An 18,021-nucleotide genomic window follows, 5' to 3' on the forward strand; every position below is an offset into this window, starting at 1 on the left:
GTTCGGGATCCCAGAGACCGACTCTCGACGCCATGAACGGCAGACCGTCGGTGAACGGCTCCGTTCCGACGACAGGGCGATCAGCCGACTTGGGGCCGCGTCCGCAGCACGTACTTCCAGTCGGTCTCAGGTGCTTCCCTGCCCCTCCGACAACGGCTTGCCGAAGAACGGAACCGGCTCAGAGGTCAGCCGCAACAGCACCACTCCGTCAGGCCATGTCACTCTTCAGCGCATGATGAACGGGGGTCAGTCGAACTGCTCAAGCGTGCCTCGTGACGGCATCGCCCCCACGCTGCCACATCTCGTAGTTCCCACATTCTGCCGTGATCTCAGCCGTCGACCGGGCCGCAGTGACGAAGTCATCTACTACCGGTGAGGTGTGCGATGCCGCCACCGCGAGGCACACCTGGTCGGGCGCCAGATCCGGGATGGGCACATAGACGACGTCCGGATGCGAGTAGAACACGGACGCCGAACGGGCCAGGAAGGAGATGCCCCGTCCGGCCGCCACATGCTCGAGCGTCTCGTCCACCCCGCGCACCGGGTACCCGGCATTGGCGAGCGGGCGCTTGGTGGGCTGCGTACTCGGGTCACCCTGCCAGACCAGCGGTTCGCCGGCCAGGTCGGCCTCGGTGACCTCCTCCTTGTCGGCAAACCGGTGTCCGGCGGGCAGTACCGCTACCCGTGGCTCGGTGTACAGCGGGGTGACGCGCAGGCCGGCCTCGTCGATGGGCAGCCGCACGTAGCCGACGTCGATGCGGCCGTCGAGCAGCATCGCAGCCTGGTCGTCGCCTTCGATCCGCTGCACGTCCACGACCACGTCCGGGTGCCGGTCCTCGAACGCACGGGCCGCCGGGGTGACTGCAACGCCGGCCCGGAAACCGACCATCAGCCGCCGTTTGCCGCCGGCGGCCGCGGACACCCGGCGGCGGACCGCGTGGGTTGAGGCGAGCAGCGGACCGGCGTCGGCCAGCAGTTGCCGGCCCGCATCTGTCAACTCCACGCCGTGGCGATCCCTGGTGAACAGCGAGGCGCCGAGATCCTGCTCGAGCGCACGGATCTGCCGGCTGAGCACCGGCTGCGCGATGTGCAGCTCATCGGCGGCGCGACCGAAATGCAACCGGTCGGCCACAGCGACGAAGTAACGCAGTTTGCGCAGGTCCAGGTCCGGATCCATGACCCCTCCCGGTCGGTGATGCCTCCAGGGTATCACCACGACTGAAAGAAGTCTTGGACGCCCACTCAGGCCAATGGCAACCTGAATAGATACCTAGTAGTACGAGCGAATTCGGCACAAGAATTCGACGTCGGAGGACCCAGGCCCAGAATGAGCACATCAGGAATTGAACGCCCCCCATCGCGTCATTCGACGGCGTCGACGAAACAACCGTTGACAACGACGGGGTGGCCTGGCGTCCTATCCAGCTCCAGAAAGCAGGAACTCAATGAGCAGCATCAGCATTATCGGCCTGGGGAACCTGGCCCGTGCTTTGGCCGGCCGGGCGCTCGCCGGCGGTAACGCCGTCGAGATCATCGGCCGCGACCAGGCCAAGGCCAAGGAATTGGCCGCTGCGCTCGGTGGCGCCACGGTCGGGACGGCCGGCACCGCCCCGGCCGGGGACATCGTTGTCCTCGCCGTGCCGTACGCCGGCGCGGCGGCGGTGGTGAGGGAGTACGGGGACGTACTGCGCGGCAAGATCATCGTTGACGTCACCAACCCCGTAGCCCCCGACCTTCAAGGCTTCGTCGTCCCCGACGACAGTTCTGGCGCACAGGAGATCGCCAAGGCGGCTCCCGACGACGCGTATGTCGTCAAGGCGTTCAACACTGTGTTCTCACACGTTCTGGCGGCCGGCCCGGCCGAGGATCGCCCTCTGGACGTGTTCATCGCCGGCGACGACGCGCAGGCGAAGGCACGCGTGTCAACGTTCGTCGAGAGCCTTGGGCTGCGCCCCTGGGACATCGGGGAACTGTTCATGGCGCGGGCACTGGAGAACGCCGGCCTGCTGGAGCTGGGCCTCATGAACCACTCCGTCAAGCACGCCAATTTCTCCCTCGGCATCGCCCTGCTCGGCTGAGCACACCCCTTACCCACACCTTTCGTGCCGCGTTATGCCAGTTCACTTGCGGCCCGAAAAAGACCCTGCACCTACCCTCACAAGGACAATCAGATGCGCGTATTCGTCGCTGGGGGGACCGGCCATTCCGGTTCGTACATCATCCCCGAGCTCATCGCCGCCGGGCACGAGGTCACCGGCCTGGCCCGGTCGGACGCGGCCGCGGCGGCCCTGTCCGCGCTCGGCGCGAAGGTGCGTCGCGGCGACGTCCAGGATCTCGACGGGCTCAAGGAGGCAGCCTCGGGTTCCGATGGCGTCATCCACGTGGCCCACAGGCAGGATCTGCTGCCCTCCGGCGGGATGGACGCCGTGGCCGCTGCGGAGCTCCCGATCATGCTCGCGTACGGCGAGGCACTGGCAGGAACCGGAAAGCCGCTGGTCACGGCGGGGAGCATTGGCTCACCCGGGCAGCACCTGGGCCGGTCGGCCACCGAGGAGGACCCGGCCCTCCCCGCCGGCGAGGAGCACAAAGGCACCCTGCGAATCCGCAACGTCGTGGAAAGGGCCGTAGTCGACCTCGCCGAGCAGGGGGTGCGGTCCTCGGTCGTGCGGATCGCCAACATCGCGCACAGCACGACCGATCGTGTCGGCTTCCTCCCCACGCTGATCGCGCTCGCGAAGGAGAAGGGGTTCGTCGGCTACCACGGCGACGGCGCGAACCTGTGGAACGCCGTGCACATCCGCGATGCCGCCACCTTGTTCCGCCTGGCGCTGGAGAAGGGGTCAGCCGGCAGATACTGGCACGCGGTCGGGGACGGGGCCATCCCGTTCCGCGAGATCGCCGAGGCCATCGCCAGCCGTCTGGGCCTGCCCGCCGTGAGCGTTCCCAACGATGCCCTGATGACGCCGGGGTACTTCGGGTTCCTCACGAATATCGTCACGCAGAGCTACCCAGCGTCCAACCTCGTCACCCGCCGGACCCTCGGTTGGGAACCCTCCCAGCCCGGCCTGCTCGCCGATATGGACAACGGCCACTATTTCCCCGCCGGCTGACGGCGGGAACCGGGACCGAAACGAGCCCGGCAACCGGCAAGTTCGGCTTTTCTGAAGGACGTTGAGACAATGACGACTGTGGGCTTCATCGGAAGCGGAAGCATCGGCAGGACCATCGCGCGACTCGCCGTCGGGGCCGGGCACCAGGTGGTGCTCAGCAACTCGCGCGGTCCCGAAACGCTCGTGGACACGGCCGAGGAACTGGGGCCGCGGGCGTCCGCGGCGACGAGCGAAGAGGCCGCGGCGGCCGGTGACATTGTCGTGGTCACGGTGCCGGTCAGCGCCTTCCCCCACGTGCCCGCCGCGCCACTGGCCGGGAAGACGGTCATAGACACCTGCAACTACGGCCCCGAGCGTGACGGGCACATCCCCGAGCTCGACAGCAAATCCCTCAGCTCAAGCGAGCTGCTCCTGCGGTACGTCCCCGACGCCCTGCTCGTAAAGGCGTTCAACAACATCTTCTTCAAGCACCTGCTGTCACTCGCCCGCCCGGCACGGGCGGGCGACCGCTCCTACCTTCCGATCGCCGGAGACTCCGCATCGGCAAAGGCGGCGGTGACCGAATTCATCGACTCCATCGGCTTCAGCGTGGTAGACGCGGGAACGCTGTCCGACAGCTGGCGGCAGGCGACGGGCACGCCTGTGTGGGGAACACCGTACGGGCCGTACTCGAACGAGAAGGGCCAGCCGGTCGGCGAGGACGCCATTCACGCGGCACTGGCCACCGCAACGCGGTAACCGTCGATTATGGCGGACCGTGATGTGGTCCGGCCGTGCCATGCCCCCGCCCGGTGGATACTGGGCGGGGGCATATTTCGCACGCAAAGGCGTCGAATCCAGCGAAGGGTTTGCCCCTGCGTCTCGTCGCGCGGAGTCAGGTTCGATGTCGCTGGGCCAGGTCGCGGACTGCTCCCCGGGCGTCCAACTGCCCGCGCAGATTCGTGTTGGCCTCCTTAGCTGGTGGTTTTGTCCCGCACGCTGCCGTAGTGCCGGACAGCCTCAGCGCTCTGCCGGACAGCTCGGACGAGACGATCGGGGTGGCAGCAGTCGATCGGCGGGGCCCCGTCACGGATGACGCCATGCTCGCCGCCGTGCTCCACCTCCGCGACAGGAACTGAGCCTGCGGGAGATCGCCGAGCGGCGATAGTGCGGCCGTGTCACGCAAGTGGACCGGGCGAGGGGTATCGGCCCGCCTGGACGTCGCCTTCGGTGCGGGAGGCTCCCTCGGCCGCCGCCATGTCCTGGGTGCCGATGACGCCGAGCAGTGCAAGCTGAGCTGCGCCCTCGGTGCCCGGCGGGGCCGTGAACCACAGGAGTCGCTGGCGGCTGTCCTCGCTGAACAGGCTGTGGCAGTCCAACTCGATGACGCCCAGCGCGGGGTGCACGATGCGCTTGTGATCGGTGCGGCGCAGGCCGACGTCGTGGGTGTCCCACAGCGCGGCGAACTCCGCGCTGCGCTGCCGCAGTGCGGCCGTCATCCGGGCGACCTCGGTGTCGCGGCCCCGGCGCGCGGCTACCGCGTGCAGGTCGGCGACGAAGACCCGTGAGTGGTGCGGATGGTCCTCGGGCGGGTAGACCGCCCGGGAGGCCGGATCGGTGAACCAGCGGTAGGCGAAGCCGGTGGCGGGGCCGCGCGGCTCCGGAGCCCGGCCGAGCAGTGCCGCGGCCGGCTCGTTCTGGACGAGGGTCTCGTGCAGGTCGGTGATGACCTGGGCCGGGGTGGTGGCCAGCCGGTCCAGCAGCCCCAGCAGGGCGGGCTGGACGTGTCGCGCGCTCGCGCCGTGCGTCGATGCGGGCAGAGGTCGGTCGGCGAGATGGAACAGGTGGTCGCGCTGGTCGCCGCCCAGCCGCAGCGCCCGGGCGAGGGCGGCCAGTGTCCGGGGCGAGGGCTGGGCGCCGCGTCCGCGCTCCAGCTCGGTGTAGTAGTCGGCCGACAGGCCCGCCAGCTGCGCAACCTCCTCGCGCCGCAGGCCCGGCACCCGGCGCCGGGGCTCGGCGGGCAGGCCTACATCGGCGGGCCGGATCCGATCACGCCGGGACCGGAGGAACGCTGCGAGCTCGGGAAGGTTCACCCGCTCATCGTCGTCTCTCCGACGAGGTCCGAGCCAGGGGCTGGTGACCCCTGGGTGGGCTCAGCCCTGGCCGGAGCAGGTGACTCGGACGGATCGTTACTCCCCTCCGGGTCGACCTCCTGCTCGTTGTGAGCAGCACCGGCGCCCCCGCACGAAGAGAGAGCACCATGCCGTTCGCGAACTTCAAGGTCCCCGCCGGCGCCCTCACCGCAGAGCAGAAGGAGCAGATCATCACGCGCACCACCGACCTGTACGCCGAGATCTTCGGCGACCGCGCCCGGGCCACCACCCTCGTACTGGTCGAAGAGGTCGCCGACGCCGGATGGGGCATCGGCGGCGGTGTCCTGACGCTGGCCAAGATCCGGCAGACGCCGCAGGAGTGACGGGCCGGCCGGTCACCGCCCGTGTGGCGCGGCCTCGTTCGTCGCCCGGTGGAGGGCGGCACGGTTCTCGACGGGGCCACCCCCCACGGCGCAAGGGGCGCGTCCCGGCACGCGCCACCGCCCGTGGCGTGTGAACTCGGCGATCGTCCTCGCCCCGACCGTGCCCGCGATCCGGGCCGGCTCGGGGGCGATCGCGTCCGGCCCCGGGCAGGGCGGCCGCCGTTCAGCGGACCGCGGTCGACGCCGACCCCTTCGACCCCGCCATGGCGAATCGTCGACCGCCCCGGCATGCCGACCGATTCGTTTCGGAGCCGACCCGAGTCCTCATTCCACAGGTCCGGAACAGCCGGTCCTGAGGACGGAGACCGACATGCGCAAGCTCATCGCGGGAGCGTTCGTCACGCTCGACAACGTGGTCCAGGATCCGGGCGGCTTCGGCGAGATCGAAGGCGGCGGCTGGGCGCTGGAGTACTTCGACGACCTCTCGCGTCGGCGGGCCACCGACGCTCTGTTGGCGAGCGACACCTTCCTGCTGGGACGGGTGACCTACGAGATCCTCGAGAAGGCCTGGTCGAGCAACACCGGACCGTACGCCGAGGCGATGAACAACCTGCCCAAGGCAGTCGTCACGAGCACGCTGAGCGGACCGCTGCCCTGGAAGGCCACCGCCCTCACCGGTGAAGCGGCGCAGACCGTCGCGAAGCTCAAGCAGGAGCGCGGCGGCAACATCGTCATGTACGGCAGCTTCACCCTGATGCGAACGCTGCTGCGGCACGGCCTGATCGACGAACTGAACCTCGGCGTCCACCCCGTTGTCGTCGGCGCGGGAAGGAGGCTCTTCGACACCGCGCTGCCGCGCTCGCTGCGATTCGTCGCCGCGACCCCGAGTGCGACAGGCGTCGTCACGCTCACCTACGCTCCGTGATGGCGCGCGGCATGGCCGACTTCGCAACGGACACGGAACCCTACCGGCGCGAGCTGCTGGCGCACTGCTATCGCATCCTCGGGTCGGTGGACGACGCCGAGGACGTCGTCCAGGAGACCTACCTGCGTGCCTGGCGTTCGTTTGAGTCGTTCGAAGGCAGATCGTCGGTGCGCAACTGGCTCTACCGCATTGCCACCAACGCATGCCTCTCCGCGTTGTCGCACCGCAGTAGGCGCTTCCTGCCGTCGGGCCTGGGCGGCCCCGCCGAAGACCCCTTGGCCTCGCTGACGGCTGCGGGAACACCATGGGTACAACCCGTTCCCACCTCGATGCTCGACCCGGCGGTGATCGTCACAGCGCGCGACAGCCTGCGCATCGCGCTGATCGCCGCACTCCAGGAATTGCCAGGCCGCCAGCGGGCGGTCTTCATCCTGCGGGACGTCCTGGCGTGGCCGGCGTCGGACGTCGCGCAGGTGATGGGCACCAGTACGGCAGCCGTCAAGAGCACACTGCAGCGTGCGCGTGCGCGACTGCACGATGCGCCTCCCGATGTCGAGGAAGCGGTCGATCCCGGCGACCTGAGCGACGTCCTCGCCCAGTACATCGCGGCCGTCGAGGAGGCCGACGGAGCCGCCCTCGAACAGTTGCTACGCGTTGATGCCAGGGTCGAGGCGACGCCTTGGCGCACATGGTTCTCCGGGCGTGCCACCTGTGTGCCCCACCTCGTGCGGCAGGTCCTGGGCTCGCCGGGCGACTGGCGGTTGCTGCCGACCAGCGCGAACGGCCGGCCCGCGGCCGTCGGCTACCACCAGGGGCGGCCCTACGGCATCCTCGTGCTCACGGTGACCTCGACGGGCATCGCGAGCATCAACGCGTTCGGGGATCCGGCGCTCGTCAAGCGGTTCGGATTCCCCGCGCTCGTATGACCGCGAAGGCCCGCGGCGGCCTCGCGGGATCGGACCACCACGCCCGGAGGATCACGGTCTACGGCTGGAGCCGACCTGGCAGCACCGACGAACAGGAGAACGGATATGACTGGCGCCGCCGCGTGTCCGGTCGCTGAGGGCTGTCCCGTTAATTTCCGGTGGATCAGCGCGCGGCGTCAGATGCGGTGCATCGCGAGGCGGAGGGTCGTCCTCATACTGGACGTATTCGGGCGATCCGGCGGCGAGGTGCCGTAGCTGTCGTCGTGCGCCCACCGGGGATTACGGGACAGCCCTTAGTTTGATCTTTAACATCGGTCTCAAGATCGTTACCGCCGTGGTGCCGCTGTGCGGCTCAGCGCCTTGGTGGCCCGGTTCTCGCATAGCTACGGCAGACAGACATGTACCGGAGAGTGACGGCCCGTCTGGGCTTACCGCGGTACATGCGTGCAGCTCAACGGCGACAACACGGCCGTCCCCGCTGGAGCGGCCCAGGCCGCTGATCAAGACGGATGGCTACAGACGCCACCTGGCCGCAGCCAGACGAGAACAGGGCCGACACCGTTGTCGGTGCCGGATGACACCATCCGGCCATGAGTGATGAGTCTTTCAACTGGCACGAGTTCCTGGGACGGTGGCAGGAGGAGTGGGTTCCGCGCGCGGACGAGGACGAGGACGAGGACGGCGGGCATTCCCTCGTCCGCCCCGGCAGGCCAGCGGCGGACGAGGCCGCGATCGCCGCGGCCAAGGAGCGGCTGGGTCGGCGGCTGCCGCCCTCGTACCGGGAGTTCCTGGCCGTGAGCGACGGGTGGCACGTGGACCAGACGGCCGGGGTCTATCAGCTTGGCGGCGCCGCGGACATCGACTGGTTCCAGGATCCGTTCGACATGACCCCGCTGTACGAGGAGAACCTGGGCGACAACTCGCGCGAGGAGGACATCCTGCTGGCTGGGATGTGGCAACGGGCGCTACGGCTGGAGACGGACTCCGACATGTCGTACGCCCTGCTCGACCCGGGCGACAGTGACCAGGACGGTGAGTGGGCGCTCTACCTCTACAAGGGCTGGGGCGGTGAACTGCCAGACCGCTACCCGTCGTTCCGCGCGTACATGGAGGCCATGTACCGCGGCTTCCACTCGGACCGAGTGGAGCGGCCCGACTTCGTGAACACGACCACGCGGGCCCAGGATGCCCATGTGGAGGAGGCCCGTCTGCTGGCCCTGCGCGGACGGTACGAGGAGGCCCTGCCCCTGCTCGAGGAAGCACTGTCCTTCGGACGGCCACGCAGCGCCGTCCTCCTGAACCAGCTCCGGCATCTGCTGGCTCCGTGCAGTTCCCGGGATTACGGCAACCTCGTGGCCGACCCGCGCTACCTGCCCGAGCTTCTGCCCGTGCATGCCATGGCGCCGGCACGCGGCGAATGGCGGCTGGGCGGGGATGACCACTGGCTCGGGATGATGACCGCCCGCGGGGCCGCCCGGAAGACCGTCGAGGCCGTACTGAGCACGATGCGGGACGGCACCCACCACTACACGCCTCCCGGTCCATGGGGCCGGGCCGTCGCCGAGGCCCGGGAATCAGCCTGCTGGGGGGCGACCGACGCCGCGTGGCGGGTGCTGCGGGACGCGCTCCCGCTGTGGGAGGCTCCCGGGCCCTTGCTGATCGCCCCGATCGGCCTGCTCGCCGATCCGGTCCTGGGTCCGCTGATCACCCCGGAGCGTGGGCGGGAAATCCTCGCGACACCGCGGGCCGGGGAGCGGGGTCCCGCTCCCGAGCCGGTGCCCGACCTCGACCCGCCGGGACTCGCCTGGCTGGCAGAGCCTGCGGCGGGATGGCGGCCGCTCGACGGATACCGCTGTGTCTGGGTGGAGGGCATCGATCCCGCCCGACTTCCCGCCCTGATCGGGGAGGAAGGCACCGCACTGAGCGCGCCCACGGATCAGCGTGAGGCGTCCTGGCGGGCGCCCCGGCCTCGCGAGCGGGAGGGCGTGGAACTCTGGGAGGACCGGGCCGTGGTCGCGGTCGGCCGCACCGCCGAAGGGTGGGTCTTCGCCTTCGACGGCCACCCCCACCACCTGAACAAGCTGTTCCTGTCCCCCGCTCCGGCTGCCTCCTCGTCCGGCCGCGTGGTGGTGGTGTGGCGCGAGCCGAGGCGCTCGTCGCCGGGTGACCACCCGGCCGCATTCCACCTGTCGGTGGCCCAACAGAGCGAGGAGCTCTACGCGTTCACCGTGCGGGGTACAGAGATCCAGCGCTCCGGCGCAATACCCGAGACGCTGGACCCCGCACGGCTGTTCCACCCGCAGGACACCGAACTGGACAACGAGCTGCGTGTGCTGGAGGCCCTGCACACCGAGCTCGGGCTCTCGCTCCCCCGCTTCGCGCTCACCCAAGGCAGGCTCCGCACCTTCACTACCCGGTCCTGGACCCGGGCGCCACGCGCGGGCGAGGGGTTCGCCTACGCCAGCTTCGTACGGCACCGGCCCTGAGCGGGTGCGGGCCCGCACCCCCGTGGAAGGCGGGCCCGCCCGGGACGCCGGCCGTGGTCTCAGCTCAGGTTGATCGCGCGGGCGCTTGCTGCGCCGACCTCTTGGGCGACCTTCGTGAGGACCGGCTGCGGCACCGTGTCATCCGTGGTCGGAGCCCTGTTCTCGTCTGGCTGCGGCCAGGTGGCGTCTGTAGCCATCCACCTTGATCAGCGGCCTGGGCCGCTCCAGCAGAGACGGCCGTGTTGTCGCCGTTGAGCTGCACGCATGTACCGCGGTAAGCCCAGACGGGCCGTCACTCTCCGGTACATGTCTGTCTGCCGTAGCTATGCGAGAAGTGCCTTGATGAGCAGCCGGGAGATGAGCCTGGGTAGGTTTCGGAACTCCGCCCCGGCGAGGTGCCGTGCCGCATGTGTTCCGTAGCCTCTGCGAGCCTGACATCCGTGCTGGGCACGGCCACGCGATGAAGCCGTAGGAACCAATCCCATGGGGCCAGGATGACCGATCCCGACAGCGAGTGGCGGCTCTGGAGCGGGGCAGTACCCTCATCGGCACGATCAACGTCGACGAGGCCGGCATGCCCTGGCAGCATGGACGTTTCCTCCCAGAGCCTGCCTTCAGCCAGTTCAGGCCCTGGTTCGACAAGGTCAACGCCCGCGTCGAGGCGGAGGAGTTCGAACGGTTCGACAACGCCTACGATCGCATCGAAAGTGCCCTGACCGTGGTGTCACTGTCGGGGCCCGTTGCCGAGTACCTCCTTCACATCGACCAGGACCGCGCGTGGTTCCGCTGGGACATGGAACCGTCAGCAAGTCAAAACTCAAGTTAGCCTCGGCCCCCATGAACCAGCGGCGGCGCAAGAAGCTCACCCGACGTCTCTTCGCAGCCATTCCCAGGGGTGACACCGCCGTCGTGAAGGCGCTTCTGCGGGCGGGAGTCGACCCGGATCACGCGGACAGCGAGGGCACCACGCCTCTGTACGAGGCATCCGTGAACGGGAAGACCGAGATCGTCCGTCTGCTGCTGGCGGCTGGGTCTTCCCCGAACGCCGAGAGCAGCGGACTCGGCGCGGATGGCACGCCCTTGTGCGCGGCCGCGTGCTGGGGGCACACCGAAACGGTGCGCGAACTGTTGGCGCACGGCGCTGATGCGAACCTTCACGAGGATCACGGCACGGGATGGGCCCCCCTGACGTGGGCGAACCACGGCCCCCATCCCGAAAGTGCCGATCTCCTCCTCGCGGCGGGAGCTACCCCCGGGGGAACTCCGTAGCATCCCCGTTCGTCATCCGGGCTCCGACTGCAGCGCTCCGACTACCGCGCTGGATCTCCCCACGAGTCAGCTTCGCAACAGGCCCTGGTCGGCCACGGCCGGGGATTCGGCCTTCTCCTCGGGCTCCGGCTCGGTGCCGGTGACGATGCGGCGGATCGTCTCCAGCGGCAGCTTCGGTGAACCGTCCGTGTAGAGAAGGCCGTTGGTCTCCTGGGCGGTGTCCATGAACTGCGTGTAGCAGAAGCCCGCGACGATCGGGCTCGTGTGCAGCACCCCGAAGATGTCGCCGAGCAGGGCGGCGTACTGCGTGTCGGAGCTGGTCCGCGTGTAGGAGAACTCGTCCTCCTCGGCGCCCACGGACAGACCGCCGAACTCGGTGACCATCAGCGGGGCTTCACCGGCGCGGTAGCGCTCCGTCTGCCGTGCGTCGAGCGAGAGGGTCCGCCCGGCGGGCCCCGGCGAGGCCAGCAGCGCCTCGAACCCGGCGGCGTCGCCGTAGCGGCGGGTGAGCAACTCGGGGTCGGAGGAGTAGTCGTGCACACCCATGATGTCGCTGTCGGTGTGCTCCCAGCCCTCGTTGGACATGACCGGGCGGGTCGGGTCCAGGGCGCGGGTGAAGTTCGCGAGCGCGACCGTGTACGCCTGTTGCGCCGGGTCGTTGGCGATGTCGGAGCAGCCCCAGCTCTCGTTGACCGGCACCCAGGTGACGACAGAGGGGTGGCTGCGGTCGCGCCGCACCATGTCCAGCCACTCACGGGTGAGCAGTTCCACGGCCTCGGTGCCGTACTCGTACGCGGCGCCGGTCTCGCCCCACACCAGCAGGCCGAGCCGGTCCGCCCAGTACAGGAAGCGCGGGTCCTCTGCCTTCTGGTGGATACGGACGGCGTTGAAGCCCATCGCCTTGATCAGCTCGACCTCGCGGCGCAGTTCGGCGGTGCCGGAGTTCGCGATCAGGGTGTCGGGGCGGTAGCCCTGGTTGAGCACCGAACGCACGTAGTAGGGGCGGTCGTTGAGCAGGAAGGCGCCCCCGCCGACGCCGGCGCTGCGCAGGCCGACGTAGCTGTCGACGGTGTCGAGCACCCCGGAGGTGGCGGCGTCGCGGACGGTCACCCGCGCGTCGATCAGCGTGGGCCGCTCCGGGCTCCACAGCAGGTCCTCACGGTCGATGCCGTTGCGCAGGGCGGGCACGACGAGGTCGATGCGGCTGCGCGGGGTGCGTACCAGGGAGGTGGACTCGGCGAGGACCTCGCCGTCGAGGCTCAGCACGATCTCCACGCTCACCGGGGCGGCCGGCACCGAGGCCAGGGTGATCTCGGCCCCGACGCCGCGCGCCGGGTCGGGGATCCAGGCCAGGTCGGTGACGTGCTGACCCGCGACGGTCTCGGTCCACACGGTCTGCCAGATGCCGGTGGTCCGCTCGTACCAGACCGCGTGCGGCCGGTCCTGCCAGTCCTGCTTGCCGCGCGGCTGTGCCAGGTCGGCCGGGTCGTCCTCGGCGCGGACGACGAGCACGTGCTCGGCGGCGCCGGGGCGCAGCGCATCGGTCACGTCGGCGGTGAACGGCGTCTGGCCGCCCACGTGCTCGGCCACCAGCCGGCCGTCCAGCCAGACCTTGGCCCGGTGGTCGACGGCTCCGAAGTGCACCAGCGCCCGGTCGCCGCCGCTGACGGCGAGAACCTCGTGGGGTACGCGGCGGCGGTACCAGACCACCGGGTGCGGAGCGGTCTCGCCGATGCCGGAGGCGGGGGCCTCGGGTGGGAACGGGACGGTGATCTCCCGGTCGAACGCACCCTTCGGCTCCTCGGAGAACCACGTGTCGCGTTCGCCCTCGCCGGCGTCGTCGTACCCGAAGTCCCAGACGCCGTCGAGGCTGTGCCACCGCTCCCGCCGCAGGATCGGCCTCGGATACGTCCCGTCCTGCTCGCTCGCCCTCACGGATCCTCCTCCTGCCTTTTCCGGAATTCCCGGCATAGGCGTTTCTACGGTCGAAGCCCTGTCATCATGAGTGATCGTTTGCATCGATGCAAGACCTGGTGAGACGCGGCGGCGAGTCGGGGCTCCCCGGTGCGGCAGACTCTGAGAGCCTGTCGGGCGCCCGATCGGGGCCACCGCCAGGCTCTGAGTGCCGGGTGCGACGGGAAGGAGGCCCCAGTGGCCAGAGTGCGGATGCGGGACGTGGCCGAGCACGCCGGGGTGTCGGTGCGGACGGTGTCGAACGTGGTCAACGGCTACTCGCACGTGAGCCCCGACACCCGCGCCAAGGTGCAGCGCTCGCTCGACGAGCTGGGCTACCGCATGGACTACCTGGCCCGCGGCCTGCGCTCGGGCCGCACGGGATTCATCGCCCTCGCGGTGCCGTTCGTCGCCGAGCCCTACTTCGCCGAGCTGGCCCAGGCCGTCATCCGGGCCGCGGGCCGGCGCGACATCACGGTGCTCGTCGAGTCGACCGCGGGCGACAGCGAGGTGGAACGGCGGATCCTCGAGGGCGGCCTGACCAATGTCGCCGACGGTGTGCTGCTGAGCGCCCTGACCCTGCCGGCTAGCGACAACGCCGCCAAGAGGCCGGACTTTCCGCTGGTCATGCTGGGTGAGCACAGTGTCGGCGACCAGTTCCCGCGGGTCGGCATCGACAACGTGGAGGCTGCCCGCACCGCGGTCGAGCACCTGCTGGAGCAGGGCTGCCGCTGGATCGTCGCGCTCGGCCGCAACGGCAGCGAGAACGGCCGCCAGCGCACCGAGGGGTACGAGCAGGCGATGTCGGCCGCCCGGGTGCGGCGGGTGAACTGGCTGGTCGTACCGGTCGAGGACTGGACCAGGGAGCAGGGCTACGAGGCCGTGCGGGAGCTGCTGGAGGGCGACGGCCCGCTGCCCGACGCCATCTTCGCCTTCAACGACGCGCTCGCCGTCGGCGCGCTGCGAGCCCTCGACGCCTCCGGGGTGCGGGTGCCCGAGGACGTCGCCGTCGTCGGCATCGACGCCATCCAGGAGTCGGCCTACACCCACCCGCCGCTCACTTCCATCGCCCCCGACCTCGATGCCATCGCCGAGCGTTCGCTGGTCCTGCTGGAGGAACAGATGCAGTCCCCCGGAGGGCTCGAGGAGCCCGTATCGGGCGAGGACACGCAGGTGGGAGAGCTTGTGGCGGCCCCCCAGGAGGCGACGCCGTACCGGCTGGTCGTCCGGGAGTCCTCGCGCCGCGGGCCCGTGCGGGAGTGAGCCGGGACCCGGCGCGCGCGATGTGACGCCTGTCGCTGTGTGACCCCCGTCGCGGTGAACGACGGCCCGGCAGAGGCAGGGTGAGTCGGGCGAGGCGGGCGCATCGGCGCGCGCCCCATCGATGCCCGATTTGTGAGGGTGTGAGGCAATGCGGTCCGAGCCCCGACCGGCGCGGCGAGGCGCGCGCGCCGCCCAGGAACCACGCCCAGCGCCGCTGCGGAACCGGCCTCGAAGAGGTCGCGGAACCGGGCTCGACGAGGTCGCGAGAGATGGGGCGGCGGGGCCACGACACCGGCCCGGCGGCCCTCTTCTCATCGATCTATTGCATCGTTGCAAAACGTGTGCCAAGGTCTGCGCCATCGAGTTCACATCGAATTAACGAGGTGAATACCCCTATGAGCGGAGCGATGGCGCGCCGACGGTTTCTAGCCCTCAGCGGTGGCCTTGCCCTGACCGGAGGGCTCGCGGCGTGCTCCTCCCCGCTCGCGTCCGGCCTGACGGGCTCGCAGCCGAACACGGCGGATGTCATCTTCTGGAACCTCTTCACCGGTGGCGACGGCGCCAACATGGTGCTGATGGAGAAGGCGTTCCAGAAGGCCAACCCAGGCACGACGGTCGAGGCGACCATCCTGGGCTGGGGCAATCCGTACTACACGAAGCTGGCACTGGCCACCGCGAGCGGCACCCCGCCGGACGTCGGCATCACCCACCTCTCGCGGCTTCCGCTGCTGGCCGCCTCCGGCCTGCTGGAGCCGATCGAGCGGACCCCCCTCGGGGAACTGGGTGTCACCCAGGACAAGTTCACCCCGGCCGCGTGGAAGAAGGCCACCGTGGACGGCACGGCGTACGCGGTCCCGCTGGACACGCACCCCTTCGTCCTCTATTACAACGTGGACATCGCCCGCAAGGCGGGCCTGCTGAACTACGCCGGCGACGGTCTCGTGCCCCTCAAGGGCAAGGAGGACTTCGTCGACGCGGTGAAGGCGATGAAGGACGCGGGCGGCGCCCAGTTCGGCGCGGTCATGTCGATCACCGCCGACCCGTCCACGGCCTGGCGCTTCTTCAGCATGATCTACTCCGGCCTCGCCGGCCCGATCGTCACCGACTCCGGGACGAAGATCGCCATCGACGACGAGGCGACGCAGGAGACGGTCGCCTTCATGCAGAGTCTGACCGGTCCCGACCTGATGCCGAAGAACCTCACCGGTGCGGGCGCCAACGCCCTCTTCAGCACGGGCAAGGCCGGCTTCCTCTTCGACGGCGAGTGGCAGATCCCGACGTACCGCCAGGTCAAGAACCTGAAGTTCAACGTGGTGCCGTTCCCGGCGCTGCTCGGCTCGAAGCCGGTGGCGTACGCCGACTCGCACGCGCTGATCCTGCCGCGCAACGACCGCGGCGACGAGACCCGCACCCGCAACGCGGCGAAGTTCGTCAAGAGCCTGCTCGACAGCAGCGCGGTGTGGTCCGAGGGCGGGCACATCCCGGCCTGGCTGCCGACGCAGCACAGCAAGGCTTTCCTCGACCAGTCGCCCCAGCGCAACTACGTGCAGGCCGCGTTCGACGCCCAGTACGACCCGGTGGCCTGGTACACCGGCGCCGGCTCGGACTTCCAGGGCGTGATCGGCGGGACGGTCATCGAGGCGCTCGCCGGGCGGGTCACGCCCAAGGGCATGGTGGCCGCGATGCGCTCCGCTCTGAAGCGGTACACCACGTCCCGACCGCCGGTCACGATGAAGTAGGAGGCAGTCACCATGACGACCGTCGTCTCGACGCGACCGGCACCCGCCGCATCCCCCACGAGCCTCGCCGCCGACCGGCCCACCCGTTCCGAACGCCGGGCGGGCAGGCTGCTCACCGCCCCCTTCCTCGTGATCTACCTGCTGTTCCTGGTAGGCCCGCTGCTCGTCGGTGTGGTGCTGAGCTTCTTCAACACCACCACCGTCAAGAGCGGCCTCGGGGACTTCGTCGGCCTGTCGAACTACCGCGAGGTGCTCGCCGACTCCCTCTTCTGGGAGAGCATGTGGCACTCGGTGCTCTTCACGCTGCTGACCACTCCCCCGCTGGTGATCCTCGCGCTGGGCGTCGCCATCCTGGCCTCGCGCGTACGCCGCGGCAGGCTCTTCTACCGCATCGCCTTCTTCCTGCCGTACGTCGTGCCGTCCTCTGTGGTCACCCTGGTCTTCCTGTGGATGTACACCCCGCAGATCGGCCTCATACCGAAGGTCTTCGACGCCGTCGGACTGCCGGTGCCCGACTTCATCGGCAGCACCTCGGGCGGCTGGACCGCCGTCGTGCTGATGACCGTGTGGTGGACGTTCGGCTTCAACTTCGTCCTCTACACCGCCGCGATCCAGGACGTCCCCGCGGACGTCTACGAAGCGGCGGCGATCGACGGCGCGAGCCCCTGGCAGCAGATCCGCCACATCACGGTGCCGCTGCTGGGCCGGACCACCAGCCTGGTGCTGATCCTTCAGATTCTCGCGTCGCTGAAGGTGTTCGACCAGATCTACCAGCTGCTCGGCGGCGGACCCAACCAATCCACCCGACCGGTCATCGAGTACATCTACGACACCGGCTTCACCGCCTACCGGGGTGGCTACGGCGCTGCCGCCACCATGGTGTATTTCGTCATCATCGTCGCGATCTCGGCGGCCTGGTACGGGCTGCGACGCCGTCGCGCGACCAGCAGCGCGGCCTGAGCGGAGGACCCATGACCACCATCACCCAGCCGCAGGCCGCCGAACCGAAGGGCGCGGTCAACGGCGCCAAGCTCTTCAACCGGCTCTGCGCCGTGTGCCTGACCCTGTTCGCCCTGATCTGGCTGGTGCCCTTCGTCTGGGCACTGATCACTTCGCTGCGCGACGACGCGTCCATCACCCAGAGCCCCACGTCCATCTTCGCCGGCGGCTGGTCGCTGGACGCGTACTCGACCGCCTGGGGCAACCATCCGATCGGCACCTGGTACCTCAACAGCCTGGTGATCTCGGTGCTCGCCGTGGTCTTCACGGTGGCCTTCTGCTCGATGGCCGGGTTCGCGCTGGCCTTCCTGCGCTTCCGCGGCCGGGGCCTGGTCGTGGCCGTCGCCACGGCCGGCCTGATGCTGCCGACCGAGGCGCTGGTGCTGCCCCAGTTCATCGAGTACCGGTCGTTCCACCTGCTCGGCACGTTCTGGGCGCTGGTCCTGCCGTCGGTCGCGGCACCGATCTCGGTGTTCGTCTTCCACTCCTTCTTCCGCGGCATCCCCACGGCGCTGATCGAGGCGGCCCGCATCGACGGGGCGAGCTGGTGGCGCATCTACGCCAACGTCTGCATGCCGATCTGCCGCCCGGCGGTGTCCACCGTCGCGATTCTCACCTTCATCAGCTCCTGGAACTCGTTCCTGTGGCCGCTACTGGTCCTCAGCCAGACCAAGTCCCAGACCATCCCTGTGGGCCTCGCCTCGCTGGTGGACCCCAGTAGCCCCCAGTACGCCGAGGTCATGGCCTCCTCGGTCCTCGGCTTCATCCCGCTCATCGCCGTCTTCCTGGTCTTCCAGCGGCAGATCGTCCAGGGGATCGCCACGACGGGCATCAAGTGACGGACCCGACCCCGCCATCGCGGCGGTGCCACGTCCCGTGCCGGGAGACCGGGACGG

The 18,021-nt window shown here is 69.5% G+C and carries 19 protein-coding genes; 15 read left to right on the forward strand and 4 right to left on the reverse strand.

The window, feature by feature from the left end; all coding sequences use genetic code 11:
- Positions 1-259: 259 nt before the first annotated feature.
- Positions 260-1,177, reverse strand: a complete 918-nt coding sequence (locus tag OHB41_RS45455; protein ID WP_266707510.1) for a LysR family transcriptional regulator — start codon at positions 1,175-1,177, stop codon at positions 260-262.
- A gap of 268 nt (positions 1,178-1,445) precedes the next feature.
- Between OHB41_RS45455 and OHB41_RS45460 the strand changes: the two genes are divergently transcribed.
- The 4 genes from OHB41_RS45460 (at position 1,446) to OHB41_RS45475 (ending at position 4,228) form a co-directional block, all read left to right on the forward strand.
- Positions 1,446-2,078: an NADPH-dependent F420 reductase gene (locus OHB41_RS45460; RefSeq protein ID WP_266707512.1), complete on the forward strand. Its 633-nt coding sequence runs from the start codon at positions 1,446-1,448 to the stop codon at positions 2,076-2,078.
- Between the two features lie 93 nt (positions 2,079-2,171).
- Positions 2,172-3,110, forward strand: coding sequence for an SDR family oxidoreductase (locus tag OHB41_RS45465; protein WP_266707514.1), 939 nt, complete (start codon positions 2,172-2,174; stop codon positions 3,108-3,110).
- 78 nt (positions 3,111-3,188) lie between these two features.
- The gene (locus OHB41_RS45470) at positions 3,189-3,848 is read left to right on the forward strand and encodes an NADPH-dependent F420 reductase (RefSeq protein ID WP_323138609.1); all 660 of its coding nucleotides are present in this window, start codon (positions 3,189-3,191) and stop codon (positions 3,846-3,848) included.
- A 248-nt stretch (positions 3,849-4,096) separates the two neighbouring features.
- Positions 4,097-4,228, forward strand: coding sequence for a hypothetical protein (locus OHB41_RS45475; RefSeq protein WP_266707518.1), 132 nt, complete (start codon positions 4,097-4,099; stop codon positions 4,226-4,228).
- A gap of 39 nt (positions 4,229-4,267) precedes the next feature.
- Here OHB41_RS45475 and OHB41_RS45480 read toward each other — a convergent pair whose 3' ends face one another.
- Positions 4,268-5,182, reverse strand: a complete 915-nt coding sequence (locus OHB41_RS45480; protein WP_266707520.1) for a helix-turn-helix transcriptional regulator — start codon at positions 5,180-5,182, stop codon at positions 4,268-4,270.
- A gap of 167 nt (positions 5,183-5,349) precedes the next feature.
- On the opposite strand from OHB41_RS45480, the gene OHB41_RS45485 reads away from it, so the two are divergent.
- The 5 genes from OHB41_RS45485 (at position 5,350) to OHB41_RS45505 (ending at position 9,902) form a co-directional block, all read left to right on the forward strand.
- On the forward strand, positions 5,350-5,565 hold the full coding sequence (locus OHB41_RS45485; protein ID WP_057602221.1) for a tautomerase family protein: 216 nt from the start codon (positions 5,350-5,352) through the stop codon (positions 5,563-5,565).
- Positions 5,566-5,935: 370 nt separating this feature from the next.
- Entirely contained in the window at positions 5,936-6,490 is a 555-nt protein-coding gene (locus tag OHB41_RS45490) for a dihydrofolate reductase family protein (protein WP_266707525.1), read from the forward strand.
- Entirely contained in the window at positions 6,490-7,416 is a 927-nt protein-coding gene (locus OHB41_RS45495; RefSeq protein WP_266707527.1) for an RNA polymerase subunit sigma-70, read from the forward strand. The genes OHB41_RS45490 and OHB41_RS45495 overlap by 1 nt, the downstream gene beginning before the upstream one ends.
- Positions 7,413-7,553, forward strand: a complete 141-nt coding sequence (locus tag OHB41_RS45500) for a hypothetical protein (RefSeq protein ID WP_266707529.1) — start codon at positions 7,413-7,415, stop codon at positions 7,551-7,553. The genes OHB41_RS45495 and OHB41_RS45500 overlap by 4 nt, the downstream gene beginning before the upstream one ends.
- Positions 7,554-8,006: 453 nt before the next feature.
- The gene (locus OHB41_RS45505; RefSeq protein ID WP_266707531.1) at positions 8,007-9,902 is read left to right on the forward strand and encodes an SMI1/KNR4 family protein; all 1,896 of its coding nucleotides are present in this window, start codon (positions 8,007-8,009) and stop codon (positions 9,900-9,902) included.
- A 59-nt stretch (positions 9,903-9,961) separates the two neighbouring features.
- Here the strand turns inward: OHB41_RS45505 and OHB41_RS45510 are convergent, their stop codons facing one another.
- The gene (locus OHB41_RS45510; RefSeq protein WP_266707533.1) at positions 9,962-10,099 is read right to left on the reverse strand and encodes a hypothetical protein; all 138 of its coding nucleotides are present in this window, start codon (positions 10,097-10,099) and stop codon (positions 9,962-9,964) included.
- A gap of 317 nt (positions 10,100-10,416) precedes the next feature.
- Here OHB41_RS45510 and OHB41_RS45515 point away from each other — a divergent pair, with 317 nt between their 5' ends.
- Positions 10,417-10,728 (forward strand): hypothetical protein, encoded by a 312-nt coding sequence (locus OHB41_RS45515; RefSeq protein ID WP_266707535.1) that lies wholly within the window; start codon positions 10,417-10,419, stop codon positions 10,726-10,728.
- 11 nt (positions 10,729-10,739) lie between these two features.
- The gene (locus tag OHB41_RS45520) at positions 10,740-11,171 is read left to right on the forward strand and encodes an ankyrin repeat domain-containing protein (protein WP_266707537.1); all 432 of its coding nucleotides are present in this window, start codon (positions 10,740-10,742) and stop codon (positions 11,169-11,171) included.
- A 66-nt stretch (positions 11,172-11,237) separates the two neighbouring features.
- On the opposite strand, the gene OHB41_RS45525 is transcribed toward OHB41_RS45520, so the two are convergent.
- On the reverse strand, positions 11,238-13,106 hold the full coding sequence (locus OHB41_RS45525) for a glycoside hydrolase family 2 protein (RefSeq protein WP_266707539.1): 1,869 nt from the start codon (positions 13,104-13,106) through the stop codon (positions 11,238-11,240).
- 231 nt (positions 13,107-13,337) lie between these two features.
- Between OHB41_RS45525 and OHB41_RS45530 the strand changes: the two genes are divergently transcribed.
- The 4 genes from OHB41_RS45530 to OHB41_RS45545 all read left to right on the forward strand — a co-directional run bounded on the left by OHB41_RS45530 (position 13,338) and on the right by OHB41_RS45545 (position 17,964).
- Positions 13,338-14,387, forward strand: a complete 1,050-nt coding sequence (locus OHB41_RS45530) for a LacI family DNA-binding transcriptional regulator (RefSeq protein WP_526025108.1) — start codon at positions 13,338-13,340, stop codon at positions 14,385-14,387.
- A 395-nt stretch (positions 14,388-14,782) separates the two neighbouring features.
- Positions 14,783-16,126 carry an extracellular solute-binding protein gene (locus OHB41_RS45535; protein WP_266707543.1) on the forward strand — a complete coding sequence of 448 codons (1,344 nt, stop codon included), beginning with the start codon at positions 14,783-14,785 and terminating at the stop codon, positions 16,124-16,126.
- A 12-nt stretch (positions 16,127-16,138) separates the two neighbouring features.
- Entirely contained in the window at positions 16,139-17,086 is a 948-nt protein-coding gene (locus OHB41_RS45540; RefSeq protein ID WP_266707545.1) for a carbohydrate ABC transporter permease, read from the forward strand.
- A gap of 11 nt (positions 17,087-17,097) precedes the next feature.
- Positions 17,098-17,964 carry a carbohydrate ABC transporter permease gene (locus OHB41_RS45545; RefSeq protein ID WP_266707547.1) on the forward strand — a complete coding sequence of 289 codons (867 nt, stop codon included), beginning with the start codon at positions 17,098-17,100 and terminating at the stop codon, positions 17,962-17,964.
- Positions 17,965-18,021 lie beyond the last annotated feature (57 nt).

Source organism: Streptomyces sp. NBC_01571 (genome assembly GCF_026339875.1).
GTDB lineage: Bacteria > Actinomycetota > Actinomycetes > Streptomycetales > Streptomycetaceae > Streptomyces.